At 71.6% G+C, this 17,401-nt stretch carries 14 protein-coding genes; 5 read left to right on the forward strand and 9 right to left on the reverse strand.

All coding sequences use genetic code 11. The features are described from left to right. Window positions 1-7: 7 nt before the first annotated feature. Window positions 8-433: a Rieske (2Fe-2S) protein gene (locus IE258_RS29835; protein ID WP_189748700.1), complete on the reverse strand. Its 426-nt coding sequence runs from the start codon at window positions 431-433 to the stop codon at window positions 8-10. A gap of 243 nt (window positions 434-676) precedes the next feature. On the opposite strand from IE258_RS29835, the gene IE258_RS29840 reads away from it, so the two are divergent. Then, window positions 677-1,762 (forward strand): LacI family DNA-binding transcriptional regulator, encoded by a 1,086-nt coding sequence (locus tag IE258_RS29840; protein WP_189748704.1) that lies wholly within the window; start codon window positions 677-679, stop codon window positions 1,760-1,762. Then, the gene (locus IE258_RS29845) at window positions 1,759-2,667 is read left to right on the forward strand and encodes a carbohydrate kinase family protein (protein ID WP_189748707.1); all 909 of its coding nucleotides are present in this window, start codon (window positions 1,759-1,761) and stop codon (window positions 2,665-2,667) included. Before IE258_RS29840 ends, IE258_RS29845 begins: the two co-directional genes overlap by 4 nt. A 96-nt stretch (window positions 2,668-2,763) precedes the next feature. Here IE258_RS29845 and IE258_RS29850 read toward each other — a convergent pair whose 3' ends face one another. Beyond that, window positions 2,764-3,627, reverse strand: coding sequence for a helix-turn-helix domain-containing protein (locus tag IE258_RS29850; RefSeq protein WP_189748710.1), 864 nt, complete (start codon window positions 3,625-3,627; stop codon window positions 2,764-2,766). Window positions 3,628-3,730: 103 nt separating this feature from the next. On the opposite strand from IE258_RS29850, the gene IE258_RS29855 reads away from it, so the two are divergent. Next, window positions 3,731-4,291, forward strand: coding sequence for a YceI family protein (locus IE258_RS29855; protein ID WP_189748713.1), 561 nt, complete (start codon window positions 3,731-3,733; stop codon window positions 4,289-4,291). Between the two features lie 65 nt (window positions 4,292-4,356). On the opposite strand, the gene uvrA is transcribed toward IE258_RS29855, so the two are convergent. Next, window positions 4,357-7,431 carry an excinuclease ABC subunit UvrA gene (gene uvrA / locus IE258_RS29860; RefSeq protein WP_189748716.1) on the reverse strand — a complete coding sequence of 1,025 codons (3,075 nt, stop codon included), beginning with the start codon at window positions 7,429-7,431 and terminating at the stop codon, window positions 4,357-4,359. 223 nt (window positions 7,432-7,654) lie between these two features. Between uvrA and IE258_RS29865 the strand changes: the two genes are divergently transcribed. Next, complete coding sequence (locus IE258_RS29865; RefSeq protein ID WP_189748719.1) at window positions 7,655-8,341, forward strand: maleylpyruvate isomerase family mycothiol-dependent enzyme; 687 nt, start codon at window positions 7,655-7,657, stop codon at window positions 8,339-8,341. Between the two features lie 64 nt (window positions 8,342-8,405). Continuing rightward, window positions 8,406-9,062 (forward strand): MBL fold metallo-hydrolase, encoded by a 657-nt coding sequence (locus tag IE258_RS29870; protein WP_189748722.1) that lies wholly within the window; start codon window positions 8,406-8,408, stop codon window positions 9,060-9,062. 210 nt (window positions 9,063-9,272) lie between these two features. Here the strand turns inward: IE258_RS29870 and aroQ are convergent, their stop codons facing one another. The 6 genes from aroQ to uvrB all read right to left on the reverse strand — a co-directional run bounded on the left by aroQ (window position 9,273) and on the right by uvrB (window position 17,364). Further along, window positions 9,273-9,746 carry a type II 3-dehydroquinate dehydratase gene (gene aroQ / locus IE258_RS29875; RefSeq protein WP_087809957.1) on the reverse strand — a complete coding sequence of 158 codons (474 nt, stop codon included), beginning with the start codon at window positions 9,744-9,746 and terminating at the stop codon, window positions 9,273-9,275. Window positions 9,747-9,838: 92 nt separating this feature from the next. Beyond that, the gene (locus IE258_RS29880) at window positions 9,839-10,939 is read right to left on the reverse strand and encodes a calcium:cation antiporter (RefSeq protein ID WP_189748725.1); all 1,101 of its coding nucleotides are present in this window, start codon (window positions 10,937-10,939) and stop codon (window positions 9,839-9,841) included. A 143-nt stretch (window positions 10,940-11,082) separates the two neighbouring features. Then, window positions 11,083-12,084 carry a TerC family protein gene (locus tag IE258_RS29885; protein WP_159326571.1) on the reverse strand — a complete coding sequence of 334 codons (1,002 nt, stop codon included), beginning with the start codon at window positions 12,082-12,084 and terminating at the stop codon, window positions 11,083-11,085. Window positions 12,085-12,336: 252 nt separating this feature from the next. After that, window positions 12,337-14,358 (reverse strand): TerD family protein, encoded by a 2,022-nt coding sequence (locus IE258_RS29890; RefSeq protein ID WP_189748727.1) that lies wholly within the window; start codon window positions 14,356-14,358, stop codon window positions 12,337-12,339. Between the two features lie 147 nt (window positions 14,359-14,505). Continuing rightward, complete coding sequence (locus IE258_RS29895) at window positions 14,506-15,084, reverse strand: TerD family protein (RefSeq protein ID WP_003976854.1); 579 nt, start codon at window positions 15,082-15,084, stop codon at window positions 14,506-14,508. A 141-nt stretch (window positions 15,085-15,225) separates the two neighbouring features. Next, entirely contained in the window at window positions 15,226-17,364 is a 2,139-nt protein-coding gene (gene uvrB, locus IE258_RS29900; protein WP_189748730.1) for an excinuclease ABC subunit UvrB, read from the reverse strand. Window positions 17,365-17,401: the final 37 nt, after the last annotated feature.

Here is a 17,401-nt window from a genome sequence, read left to right on the forward strand (position 1 = left end):
CAGCCGGTCAGGTCCCCGGGCTCGCGACGATCCGGCCCTGCTTCACCTCGACGGGCAGTTCGACGAGCGGCACGGTCGCCGGGGCGTGCAGCACCTCGCCGGTACGGGCGTCGAACTCGCTGCCGTGGCAGTCGCAGACGAGCTTGGTCCCCGCCAGCTTCTTGATGGGGCACCCCGCGTGCGTGCACACCGTGCTGAATGCCTTCAGGGAGCCGTCCGCGGCCCGGCTGACCACCACGTTGCCGTCCGGGAAGAGCTTGGTCGCGCCCTTGGCGACCTCGCCGTCGGCGCCGAGGTCCACGGGTGCGGTCGGCCTGGCCGGCGCGGCTCCGTCGTCGCCCGGGGAGCAGGCGGCCAGGCCGAGCCCGGCGACGGGCGTGGCGGCGGCCGAACGCAGGACGGTACGGCGGCTCGGGGCGGGACGGCCGGGCATGCGATCTCCACTGGTCGGAGCGGGTGTCGGGACGGGTGGGGCGGGGGTGCGCCGGGGTGTGCGGGTGCAGGGCGACGATATCCGGCGGGCCGGGCGGTCCCGCGGGCCGGGTGGCCCGGGACGAGGTGCTCCGGCGATGCCTTCGCCGGAGACCGCGTAAACGCTTGCGCAAGCGTTTACGCGACGCCGGGGCATGGGGTACGGTCCCGCCACGGCGCGACCGCACGCGAAGGGGGTACGCCGGTGGCGACCATGGCCGATGTCGCACGGAGCGCCGGGGTCTCCGTGGCGACCGTCTCGCACGTGCTCAACGACACCCGCCCGGTGCTGCCGCACACGCGTCAGGCGGTGCTGGACGCCGTCGAGGAGCTGGGCTACACGACGAACACCCTGGCCCGTTCCCTGGTGACCGCCCGCACCCGCTCCATCGGGCTCGCGGTGTCGGCGATCAGCAACCCGTACTTCACGGAGATCCTCCAGGGTGTCGAGGCCAGTGCCCTGGAGCACGGTTACAGCCTGCTCATCGCCGATCCGCACGACGATCCCGCGCACGAGTGCGAGGTGGTCCGGCTGCTGCACGAGCGGCGGGTGGACGGCATGATCGTCGCGCCCTCCGCCGAGCCCCGGGACCTCCTCGCCTACCTCACGCGCCACCGGGTGCCGGCCGTCTTCCTCGACCGGGTCGTCGACGTGCCCAAGGACGGGGACGCCCCGCGCTTCGACCAGGTCTGCGCCGAGAGCGCCGAGCCGACGACCGGGCTGGTGGGCCATCTCGCCGGACTGGGCCATCGCCGGATCGGCCTGGTCGCGGGCCGGCCGGGGCTCAGCACCACCCGCGAGCGGATCACCGGGTACCGGCACGGCCTCGCCGTCGCCGGGCTGCCGTTCGACGAGCGGCTGCTGGTCCACGGCGACTCCGAGGCGGCCGGCGGCGAGCGGGCCACGGCGGAGCTGCTGTCCCTGGCGGTGCCGCCCACCGCGCTGGTCACCGCCAACAACGCGATGACCATCGGCGCCCTGCGCGCCCTCCGGGACCGGGGGCTGTCCGTGCCCGGTGACCTCGCCCTGGGCTGCTTCGACGACTTCGCCTGGGCGGACCTCTTCTCCCCCCGGCTCACCGCCATCGCCCAGCCCAGCAGGGACATCGGGGCGGAGGCCGTCCGGCTGCTCCTCGACCGCCTCGCCGCACCGGACCGGCCCGCGCGGACCCTGCGGCTGCCCTGCACCTTCGTCCACCGCGACTCCTGCGGCTGCGCCGAGCGGCCCGCACCGCTCTCCGGGCAGTCCGGGGAAGCCCATGCCAAGGCCCACGAAAGGACCCTCCCGTGATCGTCGTCGCCGGTGAGGCACTGATCGACCTGGTACCGCAGGGCACGGGCGCCCTCGCCGCGCTGCGGCCCGCGCTCGGCGGCGGCCCGTACAACACCGCCGTCGCGCTGGGCCGCCTCGGCTCACCCGCCGCGTTCTGCTCCCGGGTGTCGTACGACGCCTTCGGCGAGGCGTTGCTTGACCGGTTGCGCGAGACCGGCGTCGACGTGTCCCCGGTGCAGCGCGGGACCGAGCCGACGACCCTCGCCGTGGCCTCGCTCGACGCGGACGGATCCGCCGCGTACTCCTTCTACGTGGACGGCACGGCGGACCGGCTGTTCCGGCTGCCCGCCGATCTGCCGGCGGGCACCCGGGCCGTCTCCTTCGGGACCTGTTCGCTGGTGCTGGAGCCGGGCGCGAGCGCGTACGAGGAACTGCTGCGCGAGACGGCCGCGCGGGGCGTGTTCACCGCGCTGGACCCCAACATCCGGGCCGGGCTGATCCCGGACCCGGACGCCTACCGGGCCCGGTTCAAGAGCTGGCTGCCGTCGGTGTCGCTGCTGAAGCTGTCCGCCGAGGACGCCGAGTGGCTCGGCGGCACGCCCCGGGAGTGGCTCGCGGCGGGGCCGTCCGCGGTCGTGGTCACCCGGGGCGGCGACGGGCTGACGGCCTTCACCCGTGACGGGGGCGAGTACACGGTGCCGGGCGAGCGCGTCGAGGTGGTGGACACCATCGGAGCGGGCGACACGGTGAACGCGGCGCTCCTGCACGGGCTCGCGGCCCGGGACGCCCTCGACGACGCGGCCGTGGCCGCGCTGGGACCTGACGGCTGGGCGGGGCTGCTGGGCTTCGCCGCCCGCGCGGCGGCGGTCACCTGTTCCCGTGCGGGCGCGGAACCGCCGTACGCGCACGAAGTCGCCGTCTGACGGCGTCGCGACGGGTGGCGGCACCGGCCGCGAGTCCGGCACCGGCTCCAGCACCGACTGCGGGCCCGGAGCCGGGCCCGGTCCGGTGGGCCGTGCTCAGACCGCCCGGCGTACGGCCCGCAGGGCACCGGGACGGCGGCCGTTCAGGCGGTCCAGGGCGGCGGCCGTGGCGTCGTCCGCGGGCAGGTGCACGACGATCCGCTGGCCCTCCTCCGGCACCGTCAGCGTCTCGTGCAGCAGCCGCAGCGGTCCGGCCTCGGGATGCTCCATGAGCTGGGTGCCGACCCGCCGGGCCGCCGCGCCGAGGTCGGAGAACCGGTCGGTGAAGGCCGCCCCCGCGGTCAGCGTCAGCTCGTCGGCCAGGTCGTTCACGTACGGGTCCCGCAGCGGAGCCTCTTGCCGGAGCTGGGCCACCAGGTCGTCGGCCACCCGGTCCCAGTCGGGGTAGGCGACCCGGGCACGCGCGTCGGTGAACAGGTACCGCAGCAGGTTGGGCCGCTCGCCGTCCAGCAGTCCGATGGGCCCGGTCAGCCGGGCGTAGCCGCCGGTGTGGGCGAGGACGTCACCGACCCAGTCGAGCACCACGGCGGGGGCGGGTTCCATCCGGTCCAGGACGGCCCGCACGGTGGGGCGCACGCCGCTGCCGCGCGCCGGGGCCGCGGCGCACAGCAGCGGGTCGCCGCCGTCGGCCTCCTTGGTCAGGCGGCGCAGCATCATCCGCTCCCGGAGGGACAGCCCCAGCGCGTCCGCGAGGGCGCCGAGCACCTGGACGGACGGGTTGCGGTCGCGCCCCTGTTCCAGCCGGGTGAGGTACTCGACGCTGACGCCGGCGAGGGTGGCCAGTTCGGCGCGGCGCAGGCCCGGGGTACGGCGGCGGGTGCCGGCCGGGAGCCCCACCTCGGCCGGGGTGACGGACTCCCGCATCCGGCGCAGGAACGTGCCCAACTCGTTGTCGCTCACGTCTTCGAACGTACCAACGCGCACGCGCGAAAGGGTGGCCCTGCGACTACCACGCTCGGGCCGGTCTCCCTCGGCGGGGTGCTCGGCCCGCACGGTGGACGGCATGACGAACGACACCCGCACTCCCGCCGCTCCCCTGCCCATCGCTCCCGGTGCGTGGGCCCTCGACCCGTTCCACTCCTCGGTGAACTTCACCATCCGCCACCTCGGGATCGCGAAGGTCCGGGGCCGTTTCACCGGGTTCGACACCGAGCTGCACGTCGGCCGCACGGCCGAGGAGGTCCGGGTGACCTCGACGATCGACCTGGCCTCCATCGACACCGGGAACGCCGACCGGGACGCGCATGTCCGGGCCTCCGACCTGCTCGACGTGGCGAAGCGGCCGACGATGTCCTTCCGCTCGACCCGGGTCTCGGGGGCGGGCGAGGACTGGACCATGGAGGGTGAGCTGACGATCGGCGACGTGACCCGTCCGGTGACGCTGGCCGTGGAGTTCGGCGGGCTGGTGGACGTCCCGATGGAGGGCGGCGGCCGGCACGCCGGGTTCGAGGCGACGGGCGAGATCCGGCGCAGCGAGTACGGCCTGGACTTCGCTCCGGGGCTGCTGGGTGAGGTCGTGAAGATCCAGCTCGACATGCAGTTCGTGGAGCCGGCCGGCGCCTGAGTGCCGGACCGTACGCACGGCGCCGGGCCCCATGGATGATCCGTGGGGCCCGGCGCCGTCCGGACTCAGGCCTTGCTCGTCCGCGTGGTCTTCTTCGCGGCGGGCTTGGCGGCCTTCTTGGCCGCCGTCTTGGCCGTCTTGGTGGCGGTCGCCTTGGTGGCGGTCGCCTTCTTGGCCGTTGCCTTCTTGGCGGCCGTACCGGTGACCGTCTTCGTGGCGGTCTTCTTGGCGGTGGCCTTGGCCGCCACCGTCTTCGCCGCCTTGCGCGGCCTGGTCACCGAGGGCGCGTCGCTGACCCGGTCGGCGCCCAGCACGTCCCGCAGGAACTTGCCGGTGTGGCTGGCCGGAACGCCCGCGACCTGCTCGGGGGTGCCCTCGGCGACCACCAGGCCACCTCCGGCGCCACCCTCGGGGCCCATGTCGACGACCCAGTCGGCGGTCTTGATCACGTCGAGGTTGTGCTCGATGACGATGACCGTGTTGCCCTTGTCGACCAGGCCGCCCAGGACGGTCAGCAGCTTGCTGATGTCCTCGAAGTGCAGACCGGTGGTCGGCTCGTCCAGGACGTAGACCGTGCGCCCGGTGGAGCGGCGCTGCAGCTCGCTGGCGAGCTTGACGCGCTGGGCCTCACCGCCCGACAGGGTGGTCGCGGACTGACCGAGCCGGACGTAGCCGAGGCCGACGTCCTTCAGGGTCTTCATGTGCCGGGAGATGGCGGGCACCGCCTCGAAGAAGTCGGTCGCCTCCTCGATCGGCATGTTCAGGACGTCGGCGATGGACTTGCCCTTGTAGTGGACCTCCAGGGTCTCCCGGTTGTACCGGGCGCCGTGGCAGACCTCGCACGGGACGTAGACGTCCGGGAGGAAGTTCATCTCGATCTTGATCGTGCCGTCGCCCGCGCAGTTCTCGCAGCGGCCGCCCTTGACGTTGAAGGAGAAGCGGCCGGGCAGGTAGCCCCGGACCTTCGCCTCCGTCGTCTCCGCGAACAGCTTGCGGATGTGGTCGAAGACGCCGGTGTACGTCGCCGGGTTCGACCGCGGGGTGCGGCCGATGGGCGACTGGTCGACGTGGACGACCTTGTCGACGAGGTCGTCGCCGTCCACGCGCGTGTGCCTGCCCGGGACGTTGCGCGCGCCGTTCAGTTCGCGGGCCAGGTGGGTGTACAGGATGTCGTTGACCAGCGTCGACTTGCCGGAGCCCGAGACGCCGGTGACGGCCGTGAACACACCCAGCGGGAAGGACACGTCGATGTCCTGGAGGTTGTTCTCCCGCGCGCCGTGCACGGTCAGCCGCCGGGAGGGGTCCTGCGGGCGCCTGATGTCGGGCAGCGGGATGGCCTTGCGCCCGGACAGGTACAGGCCGGTCTGCGACTCGGCGTTGTCGAGCAGCTCCTTGACGGAGCCGCTGTGCACCACCTTGCCGCCGTGCTCGCCCGCGCCGGGGCCGATGTCGACGATCCAGTCGGCGACCTTGATGGTGTCCTCGTCGTGCTCGACGACGATGAGCGTGTTGCCCATGTCCCGGAGCCGGACGAGGGTCTCGATCAGCCGGTGGTTGTCGCGCTGGTGCAGGCCGATGGACGGCTCGTCGAGGACGTACAGCACGCCGACGAGTCCGGAGCCGATCTGGGTGGCCAGCCGGATTCGCTGGGCCTCGCCGCCGGAGAGGGTGCCCGCCGCGCGGTTCAGCGAGAGGTAGTCCAGGCCGACGTCGACCAGGAAGCGCAGTCGCTCGTTGACCTCCTTCAGCACGCGCTCGGCGATCTTCTTGTCGCGGGCGTTGAGCGTCAGCTCGCCCAGGAAGTCCGCGCAGTCGCTGATGGACATCGCCGAGACCTCGGCGATCGACTTGCCCATGACGGTGACCGCGAGGACGAGGGGCTTCAGGCGCGTGCCCTCACAGGTGGGGCAGGGCACCTCGCGCATGTAGCCCTCGAAGCGCTCGCGGCTGGCGTCGCTCTCCGCCTCGCTGTGCCGGCGCTTGACGAAGGGGATCGCGCCCTCGAAGGCCGTGGTGTACCGGCGCTCGCGGCCGTACCGGTTGCGGTAGCGGACCTCGACCTGGGTCTTGTGGCCGTACAGCAGGGCCTTGCGGGCGCGCAGCGGCAGGCCCGCGAAGGGGATGTCCGTACGGAAGCCGAGGGCGTCGGCGAGGGCGCCGATCAGGCGGCCGAAGTAGTCCTTGGTGTGCCCGTGCGACCAGGGGTGGATGGCTCCCTCGTCGAGGGACTTGTCCTCGTCGGGGACGATCAGCTCCGGGTCGACCTCCATGCGCGTGCCGATGCCGGAGCAGTCGGGGCAGGCGCCGAAGGGCGAGTTGAAGGAGAAGGAGCGGGGCTCCAGCTCCTCGAAGGACAGGTCGTCGTAGGGGCAGTACAGGTGCTCCGAGTACATCCGCTCGCGCTCGGGGTCGTCCTCGGGGAGATCGACGAAGTCGAGCACGACCATGCCGCCGGACAGGCCGAGCGCGGTCTCCACGGAGTCGGTCAGGCGCCGCTTGGCGGAGTCCTTCACGGTGAGGCGGTCGACGACCACCTCGATGGTGTGCTTCTCCTGCTTCTTCAGCGTGGGCGGGTTGGACAGCTGGACGGTCTCGCCGTCCACCCGCGCGCGGGAGTAGCCCTTGGTCTGGAGGTCGGCGAAGAGGTCGACGAACTCGCCCTTGCGCTCGCGCACCAGCGGCGACAGCACCTGGAAGCGGCTGCCCTCCGGAAGCTCCAGGACCTTGTCCACGATGGCCTGCGGCGACTGGCGCGAGATCGGCCGGCCGCACTCGGGACAGTGCGGCTTGCCGATGCGGGCGAAGAGCAGGCGCAGGTAGTCGTAGACCTCGGTGATGGTGCCGACCGTGGAGCGCGGGTTGCGCGAGGTCGACTTCTGGTCGATGGAGACCGCCGGGGAGAGGCCCTCGATGAAGTCGACGTCCGGCTTGTCCATCTGGCCGAGGAACTGCCGGGCGTAGGAGGAGAGGGACTCCACGTAGCGCCGCTGGCCCTCGGCGAAGATGGTGTCGAAGGCCAGGGAGGACTTGCCCGACCCGGACAGGCCCGTGAAGACGATGAGCGAGTCACGAGGCAGGTCGAGCGAGACGTTCTTCAGGTTGTGCTCGCGCGCGCCACGGACGATGAGACGGTCGGCCACGCCGGTCCGCACCTTTCTTGAGAGAAGTGACAGGGGCGGGGCCCCCGTCTTTCTCAGACTAGGGGGAGCCACTGACAACGCCGGTCGGATTCACCGGTTGTCAACAAACCCCGACTTCCCAGCATGCCCGACGCCGCAGTCGACCTTATAGCACGTGCATTCGAATTGCGGAGGTCGTCCACAACCTTCACCCGAAGGTGTGGCGCGGTCTAGGGTCAGCAGCATGATGGATCACGCTCATGACCTGGCGTCTGTACGTGACGCGACCGATCGGCTGCTCACCGCGGTCGGGAAACTGGACAACGCGTCCGTGACGGAGTCGTCACGGCTTCCCGGCTGGAGTCGCGGTCACGTCCTCGCCCACCTCGCCCGCAACGCCGACGCCCTCGTGAACGTCCTCGAAGGACGTCCCATGTACGTCTCGGGCGAGGTCCGGGACGCCGACATCGAGCGGGACGCCCCGCGCCCGCTCGACGCCCAGCTCGCGGACGTGCGCGAGAGCGCCGCCCGGTTCCAGGACGCCGGTGCCGCACCCGCGGACTGGTCGCGCACGGTGGAGCTGCGCAACGGGGTCACGGACTCGGCCTCCAGGGTGCCGTTCCGGCGGTGGGCCGAGGTCGAGCTGCACCACGTGGACCTGGGCATCGGCTACGAGCTGGAGGACCTTCCGGCGGAGTTCACCGAGCGGGAGACCGACTTCCTCGCGGCCCGGTTCGCTGGTCACCCCGAGGTGTCGCCGACCCGGCTCACGGACGGCACGCGCGCGTGGCGCACGGGGCGGGAGGCGGACGCCGTCGAGGTGACCGTCACCGGTCCCCCGGCCGATCTCCTCGGCTGGCTCGCCGGTCGCCGTGCGGGCTCCGCGCTCACGGTGGAGGGCGGCGGGCTGCCGACGCTGCCTCCACTGTAGGTCCGCCCCGGTGGGCAGCCGGGAGGCAGCCTGCCGGCCACCTCCCGGCGCTAGGCTGGCGGTCATGACGTACAGCGGAGAGGTGACGGTCGGCGGACCCGCCGACGTGCACGAGCTCAAGGACCTGATGATCACCAAGGTCGCGGTCGGCCCGATGGACAACAACGCCTATCTGCTGCGCTGCCGGGCCACCGACGAGCAACTGCTGATCGACGCCGCCAACGACGCACACACCCTGCTCGGCACGATCGGTGACGACGGCATCGCGTCCGTCGTCACCACGCACCGGCACGGCGACCACTGGCAGGCGCTCGCCGAGGTAGTCGCGGCCACCGGCGCCCGCACCCACGCCGGCCGGCACGACGCCGAGGGCATTCCGGTGCCGACCGACGTCCTGGTCGACGACGGCGACACGATCCGGGTGGGCCAGGTGGAGCTCACCGCACGCCACATCGTCGGCCACACACCGGGCTCCGTCGTCCTGGTCTACGACGACCCGCACGGGCATCCGCACGTGTTCACCGGGGACTGCCTGTTCCCGGGCGGTGTGGGGAACACCTTCAAGGACCCGGACGCCTTCGCGAGCCTCATCGACGACGTGGAGACCAAGGTCTTCGACACCCTCCCGGACGAGACGTGGGTCTACCCCGGCCACGGCAACGACACGACGCTCGGCGCGGAGCGGCCGCACCTGCCGGAATGGCGGGCGCGCGGCTGGTGACGGGCGGGCGCGCCGGGTACGGGCCCGCGCTCTCGCGTCTCCGAACGCGCCCCGTGTGAAGCGTTCGCACACACCCGCGGTCCGCGCGCGCTCCCCGGGCGACGGCACGGCGCGGTCGACTGGTGGCAGCCCCGCACAGGAACGACGGCTCCTGCGCGGCACGGGCCGCCGGCCCCCCGATCCCCGCCCCCGGCCGGCGGCCCCGGCGCCTCAGGTCCTGGCCGAACCCGCCCCGGCCAGGGCCGCGATTCGCTCCACACCGAAGACGTAGCCCTGTACGCCGCACCCCGCGACGACTCCGTCTGCGCGCTGCGAGACGTAGGAGTGGTGCCGGAACGGCTCACGCTGGTGGATGTTGGAGATGTGGACCTCCACCACCGGCAGCCCGTCGCACGTGTTGAGCGCGTCCAGGATGGCGACGGACGTGTGCGAGTAGGCGGCGGGGTTGATCACGATGCCGCAGTGGTTCAGCCGGGCCTCGTGGATCCAGTCGACCAGTTCGCCCTCATGGTTGGACTGCCTGAAGTCCACCGTTCCGCCGTGCGCGGCCGCCGCCTTCACGCACAGCGCCTCGACGTCGGCGAGGGTGTCGGAGCCGTAGATCTCCGGCTGGCGCTGGCCGAGCAGGTTCAGGTTGGGGCCGTTGAGGATCATGATCGGGGCGTTGGCCAGGCTGCGGGGCACGGTTCCTCCGGTCCGTGAGGGTGCGGCGGTCCCTGCGCGACCGCTGCTCGGCCCCCGGTCTATCACGGTGCGCCGACGCCACGGCCCCGGGCCTACGGGTTGACGGCCAGTTCCAGGTACGCGGCGAACAGCACCAGGTGGACGCCCCCTTGCAAGGGCGTGGCCCGCCCCGGCACGACCGTCAGGGACGCCACCACCACGGTCAGGGCGAGCAGCACCATGTGGATGGCGCTGAGGCCGAGCACCAGCGGTCCGCTGAGCCACACGGAGGCCAGGGCGACCGCGGGAATGGTCAGGCCGATGCTGGCCATGGCCGAGCCGAGCGCCAGGTTCAGGCTGGTCTGCACCCGGTCGCGGCGCGCGGAACGCACCGCGGCGATGGTCTCGGGGAGCAGGACCAGCAGCGCGATGATGACGCCGACGACGGCGTGGTGGAGTCCGGCGGCCGCCACCCCGTCCTCGATGGTCGGCGATACGCCCTTGGCGAGGCCGACGACTCCGACCAGTGCCAGGCCCAGCATCCCCAGGCTGATCAGAGCCGTGCGCAAGGACGGTGCGTGGGCGTGTTCCTCGCTCGTGATCACTTCGCCCTGCCGGGTGATGGGCAGGAAGTAGTCGCGGTGCCGCACGGTCAGGGTCGCGATGAACAGGCCGTAGAGGACGAGCGAGGACAGCGCGGCGAAGGTCAGCTGCACGGTGGAGAACTCCGGGCCGGGTGCGCTGGTGGTGAAGGTGGGCAGCACCAGGCTGAGGGTGGCCAGGGTCGCCACCGTCGCCAGGGCGGCGCCGGTGCCCTCCGGGTTGAACACCGCGATCCCGTGGCGCAGGGAGGCGACCAGGAGGCTGAGGCCGACGACGCCGTTGCAGGTGATCATGACGGCCGCGAAGACGGTGTCCCGGGCCAGGGTCGCGCTCTTGTCGCCGCCGTCCGCCATCAGGGTCACGATGAGCGCGACCTCGATGACGGTCACCGCGATGGCCAGGACCAGGGAGCCGAAGGGCTCGCCGACCCGGTGGGCGACCACCTCCGCATGGTGCACCGCGGCCAGGACGGAGGCCGCCAGGACGATCGTGAGCAGCGCGACGACCGCGCCGGGCAGCGAGCGGCCCCAGGTGAGGGCCAGCAGTACGACAGCGATCACGGGCGTGACGGTCGTCCACTGTGCGAGGAACGCCCTGGGACCGGTGACCATGCGGTGATCGTCGCAGAGGGCGAGGGGCGTCGCATTCCGGATCTCCCGGCACCGCCCACCGAGCACGCGGGCCCAACACGCCCCCCGAGCACGCGGGGAGCGGCGACCGGCTTTCGCCGATCGCCGCTCCTGGCCCGGGTGGATCAGGCCTCGACGCTGTCCTTCGACGTCTCGCCGCTCCCGGCGGCCGCCGCCTCCGCCTGCGCCTGCTTCTTCGAGGCGCGGAGGCTGGTGATCGTGGTGACGATCAGGACGGAGCAGATCACGCCGAGCGAGACCGGAATGCTGATCTCGGGGACGTGGACGCCGGATTCGTGCAGGGCGTGCAGCACCAGCTTGACGCCGATGAAGCCCAGGATGACGGACAGGCCGTACGAGAGGTGGACCAGCTTCTTCAGCAGACCGCCGATGAGGAAGTACAGCTGACGCAGACCCATCAGGGCGAACGCGTTGGCCGTGAACACGATGTACGGGTCCTGCGTCAGACCGAAGATCGCCGGGATGGAGTCGAGGGCGAAGAGCACGTCGGTGGTGCCGATGGCGAGCATCACGACCAGCATCGGGGTCATGATCCGCTTGCCGTTCTCCTCGATCCACAGCTTGGTGCCGTGGTACCGGTCGGCGACGCCGAAGCGTCGCTCGGCGGCCTTGAGGAGCTTGTTCTCCTCGAACTCCTCGTCGTCCTCGTCGGCCCGGGCCTCCTGGATGAGCTTCCAGGCGGTGTAGATGAGGAAGGCACCGAAGATGTAGAAGACCCAGGCGAAGCTGGCGAGGATCGCGGCACCCGCGGCGATGAAGACGGCCCTGAGGACCAGGGCTATGAGGACACCGATGAGCAGAACCCGCTGCTGGTACTGCGAGGGCACCGCGAACTTCGCCATGATCAGGACGAAGACGAAGAGGTTGTCCACGCTCAGCGACTTCTCGGTGATGAAGCCCGCGAAGAACTCGCCGGCGGGTTCACCGCCGCCGAAGAAGAGCAGGCCGAGCCCGAAGAGGCCCGCCAGGGCGATCCAGACGCCGGTCCAGATACCGGCTTCCTTGATCGATACGTCGTGCGGCTTGCGGCCGATGAAGAAATCGACCGCGATGAGGGCGGCAAGGCCCACGATGGTCAGGACCCACAGGGTCACCGAAACTTCCACTACGCCTCCGGCAGTACGTCACACGGCAGATGTCAGCGTCGTCGCTGCCGGAGGTCTCTTCCACCCGCGGGTCCGGGACGCGCGATGCGTTCTGAACCACGGGCCGACGCCCCGGGATCTGGCCTGATCCGTATTGACGGGTACGCCGCACAGACAGGGAGTACTCCCCTCCGTACGGACGACAGTACCCCAATCACCAAGGAAAGGTAAAGAGATTTGCAAATAAAGCTCAAAAGCCCAGCTCGGGAGTGGTCATCGCCCCCATGACCGGCGGGCGGCGGCTACCTGGGAGAGCACCTGCTGGAGCACCTGGCTGCCGGGCGGCACGAGCGACGGCTCGTACGTCCAGGCATGCCCGACCCACGGGTCGGCGAGGTGGTCGTCGGCCACCGGCGTCAGCCGGAGCAGCGAGCGCCACAGCGGATCCAGCAGCGGTCCGAACCCGGCGGACTCCTCGCGGTCGGCGACCATCATCAGGTGGACGCCGACGGCCGGCCCCTCGTCGGCGAGGTAGCGCAGCTGGTTGACGGCCCGGTCGTCGAAGCCGTGCGGGAAGTCGTTGACGATCAGCAGCTGCTGCGAGGTGTCGAGGCCGGGCGGGAGCGCGTCCGGAGCACCTCCGCGCAAGGCCATCTGGACCAGGTCGACGCGCTGGGTGAGACGGGCCAGTACGTCGGCCGTCCCCGCGGCCCCCTGGGCGGGCGGCGCGGCGAGCACCCCGCTCTGCACCAGCGGCGCCAGTGCCTGCGCCCCGGATCCGGCCGGGTCGATGACGTGCACCGTGAACTCGCCCGCCGGGTAGATGGCGAGCAGCCGGGCCGCGTGCGCGACGGCCGTCTCCAAACCCAGGCGCCGCATCTCGTGGGAGTCGGCGAACGAACCGTCGAGCGAGGCGGAACGCCCGCTGTCGATCCACAGGCCACGCTCGAGCGGCAGCCGGATCAGCATCGGGATGCGGATGCGGTCGGCCTCCGGCAGATGGAGATCGCCCAGCCGCAGGGCCATCGGGATCTCCATGGGGACCCGGTAGGCGTGCCAGACGGGGTTGTCCCAGCGGGCGAAGGCCGTCGGCAGCGCGGGGTCGACGACCTCTGCCTCGGCGACGAGCTGGGCGACGTCCCGGTCCAGGACCTCCCGGGCCTGGGACACCAGCCGGCCGTGCCGCTCGCGGGCCGCTTCGCGAGCGGCGTCACCCTGCCCGCCGATCCGGCTGCGGGGATCGGACAGGGCCTGGTCGAGTTCCTTCTCCATGCGGGAGTCGGCGAAGTCGACGGCGCTGCGGTAGGCGGCCGTGGTGCGGGCCAGGTCCTCGAACATGCCCCACACCTGGTTGTAGAGGCGCTCCTCCATGGACCAGCCGGTGGCATCGCCGGCGACGGGCCGGGCGGGCTGCCCCGGTTCGGCCGGGGGCGCGGCCGGCGGGGGCGAGGGCGGTGCCGTGGTCTGCCGGCGGGGATGGCTGTAGTCGATCGGGCCGCCTCCGGCGGAGGCGGACGCGGACGGCTGGCCGGTGGCGGCGGGCTCACCCGGCCCGCCCGGGTACGGCTGCGGCGCCCCGTGTCGTCCCGGCGCCCCGGGCGTCTGCGGGCCGGGAGCGGACGCCCCCTGGGGGTCGTACGGCGAGGCCGGCGGTACGGGAGCGCCGGGCCCGGCCTGGGGTGCGGTGCCGTGGTCCGGGCGGTGCGCCGGGGCGGCAGCCGGCGGGGCCGGTATCGAACGGGCCAGCCCACTCGCCACCGCCTCGTGGATGCTCGCCGCGAGTTGGTGGGCCTGGGGCAGCTTCTGGTCGGCGAGGAGCTCGGCGAGGCCGCCCGCGTACCCCTGACCGACGGCGCGGACCTTCCAGGCACCCTGGCGCCGGTAGAGCTCCAGGGCGACGACGGCGGACTCGGCCTCCAGGCCGGTGATGGTGTAGCTGGCGACCTCGTCGCCGTCGAGTCCGGTGACGGCGACGAAGGGGGCGGCGACGGCCCCGAACCGGGCCGGGCCCCTCCCGCCGACGGGCAGGGCGAGCAGCACGCTGACCCGGTGCACCTCGTCGGACACGGCGTCCAGGTCCACCGCGAGGCGGTGGTCGGCAGCGGCCTGCCGGGAGACCTCCAGGCCCGGCAGGGTGGGCGCGCCCGGGTGGGCCACCCGTTCGTCGCCGTGGATGGTGCCGTTCTCGTCACCGAGCGTGGCCCCGGCCACGACCGGCGTACCGGCCGAGACCCGGATCTCGAGACGAGCCCGGGGAAGCGGGTGGTTCTGTCCCCGCGTCAGCTCGGCCGTCATCGCCTTTCCCCCTGTGTCGTTCGTGTGTGACCCGCGAGACGACGTGCGGGCCTGGCCGGTCCCGCGAACGGGACCGGCCGGTTCGTGTCGGACGGCTGCGGCCGGTTCGTGTCGGACGGCTGCGGCCGGACTGCCGCGGACCGGCTGCTACAGGACCGGCAGGATCGCCGGCATCAGGTCCTGGAAGGTGCGGCCGTTGGCCGGGGTGCCGATGGCGGTCATCGACCAGCCCTGGCCCGCGCGGTGCACCTTGGCCATGATCTGGGCCGTGAAGGCTCCGCCGCCGGCCAGCGTGTAGCGGGCCAGTTCCTGGCCGTTGGTCTCGTCGACCAGGCGGCAGAAGGCGTTCTGCACCTCCTGGAAGGTCTGTCCGGTGAAGGAGTTCACCGTGAAGACGATCTGGTCGATGTGCACCGGGACGCGCTGCAGGTCGACGAGGATCGCCTCGTCGTCGCCGCCCTGGCCGACACCGCCGACCAGGTTGTCACCGGTGTGGCGCACCGAGCCGTCGTCGCTCACCAGGTGGCGGAAGAAGACGACATCGACCGGCTGCTTGTCCGCGAAGAGGACCGCGGAGGCGTCCAGGTCGATCTCCCGGGTGCGCGAACCGAACAGGCCGCGCCGGGGAGCCGCCTGCCAGCCGAGACCCATGCGCACGGACGTCAGGCTGCCGCCGTCGCTCTTCTGCAGACTGATGGCCTGACCCTTGGTCATGTTGACGGTCACGCGCTGATCCCCTCTCGAACTGTCCCCTGTTGCCGCGGTCCCCGCGGTTGACAGAACCCTACGCAGGGGCACTGACAGTGCCCCACCCCGGTCCGCGCTTTGTGTCGGTCTTGCAACACAGCGCGTGGCCGGACGGGGCCGTCAGGCCAGGCCCGCCTCCCTCATCTGACGCAGTTCCTTCTTCATCTCGGAGACTTCGTCGCGCAGCCGGGCCGCGATCTCGAACTGGAGGTCGGCGGCGGCCGCCCGCATGCGGGTGGTGAGGTCCTCGATCTGCTCGGCCAGCTCCGCCGCCGGACGGTCGGTCACCGCCGTCTCCTTGGCCCTGCCCTTGGCCACCTTGGCGCCGCTCGTCGCCTGGCCGCCCAGCGCGGGCACCGGGGCCTTGGCGCCCTTGCCCTCCTTCGACTGGCGGTAGCCCGAGCCGAGGAGCTGTTCGGTGTCGACGTCCTCGCGGGCGATCTGCGCGACGATGTCGTTGATCTTCTTGCGGAGCGGCTGCGGGTCGATGCCGTTCGCCTTGTTGAAGGCGACCTGCTTCTCGCGCCGGCGGTTGGTCTCGTCGATGGCCTTCTCCATCGCCGGCGTGATCTTGTCCGCGTACATGTGGACCTGGCCGGAGACGTTGCGCGCCGCGCGCCCGATGGTCTGGATCAGGGAGGTGCCGGAGCGCAGGAAGCCCTCCTTGTCGGCGTCGAGGATCGCCACCAGGGACACCTCGGGCAGGTCGAGGCCCTCGCGCAGCAGGTTGATGCCGACCAGGACGTCGTACTCACCGGCGCGCAGCTCGCGCAGCAGCTCGACGCGGCGCAGCGTGTCGACGTCGCTGTGCAGGTAGCGGACCTGGATACCGAGCTCAAGGAAGTAGTCGGTGAGGTCCTCGGCCATCTTCTTGGTGAGGGTGGTGACCAGGACGCGCTCGTCCTTCTCGGTCCGCTTGCGGATCTCGTGCACCAGGTCGTCGATCTGGCCCTCGGTGGGCTTGACGACGACCTCCGGGTCGACCAGGCCGGTGGGGCGGATGATCTGCTCGACGGCGCCGTCCGAACGGGAGAGCTCGTAGGCGCCCGGGGTGGCCGACAGGTACACGGTCTGACCGATGCGCTCCTGGAACTCCTCCCACTTCAGCGGGCGGTTGTCGAGCGCGGAGGGCAGCCGGAAGCCGTGGTCCACCAGGGTCCGCTTGCGGGACGCGTCGCCCTCGTACATGGCGCCGATCTGCGGGACGGTGACGTGCGACTCGTCGATGACGAGCAGGAAGTCGTCCGGGAAGTAGTCCAGCAGCGTGTTCGGCGGGGAGCCGGGCGAGCGGCCGTCGAAGTGCATCGAGTAGTTCTCCACGCCGGAGCAGGAGCCGATCTGGCGGAGCATCTCGATGTCGTACGTGGTGCGCATGCGCAGCCGCTGGGCCTCCAGGAGCTTGCCCTGCTTCTCCAGCTCGGTCAGGCGCTCGGCCAGCTCCTTCTCGATGTCGTTGACCGCCCGCTCCAGGCGCTCGGGGCCGGCGACGTAGTGAGAGGCCGGGAACACGTACAGCTGCTGGTCGTCGCTGATGATCTCGCCGGTGACCGGGTGGAGCGTGGACAGGGCCTCGATCTCGTCGCCGAACATCTCGATGCGGACGGCCAGCTCCTCGTAGACCGGGAAGATCTCGATGGTGTCGCCGCGCACCCGGAAGGTGCCGCGGGCGAAGGCCATGTCGTTGCGCGTGTACTGGATGTCGACGAAGCGGCGCAGCAGCTCGTCCCGGTCGTGCTCCTCGCCGACCCGCAGCGGGACCATGCGGTCGACGTACTCCTGCGGAGTGCCGAGGCCGTAGATGCAGGACACGGAGGCCACCACGACGACGTCGCGGCGGGTGAGCAGCGAGTTGGTGGCGGAGTGGCGCAGTCGCTCCACCTCCTCGTTGATCGAGGAGTCCTTCTCGATGTAGGTGTCCGACTGGGGGACGTATGCCTCGGGCTGGTAGTAGTCGTAGTACGAGACGAAGTACTCGACGGCGTTGTTGGGCAGCAGCTCGCGGAACTCGTTCGCCAGCTGGGCGGCCAGAGTCTTGTTCGGCGCCATCACCAGGGTGGGGCGCTGGAGCTTCTCGATCATCCACGCGGTGGTGGCGGACTTGCCGGTGCCGGTCGCGCCGAGCAGGACGACGTCCTTCTCGCCTGCCTGGACGCGCCGGGCCAGGTCGGCGATGGCCGTCGGCTGGTCGCCGTTGGGCTGGTAGGGGCTGACGACCTCGAAGGGCGCCACCGTGCGTTCGATCTGGGAAACGGGCCGCATGGGTTCCACCGTACGACCCCGCACTGACAACGGGTCC

Source organism: Streptomyces tendae (assembly GCF_014650435.1).
In the GTDB taxonomy this organism is placed as follows: domain Bacteria; phylum Actinomycetota; class Actinomycetes; order Streptomycetales; family Streptomycetaceae; genus Streptomyces; species Streptomyces tendae.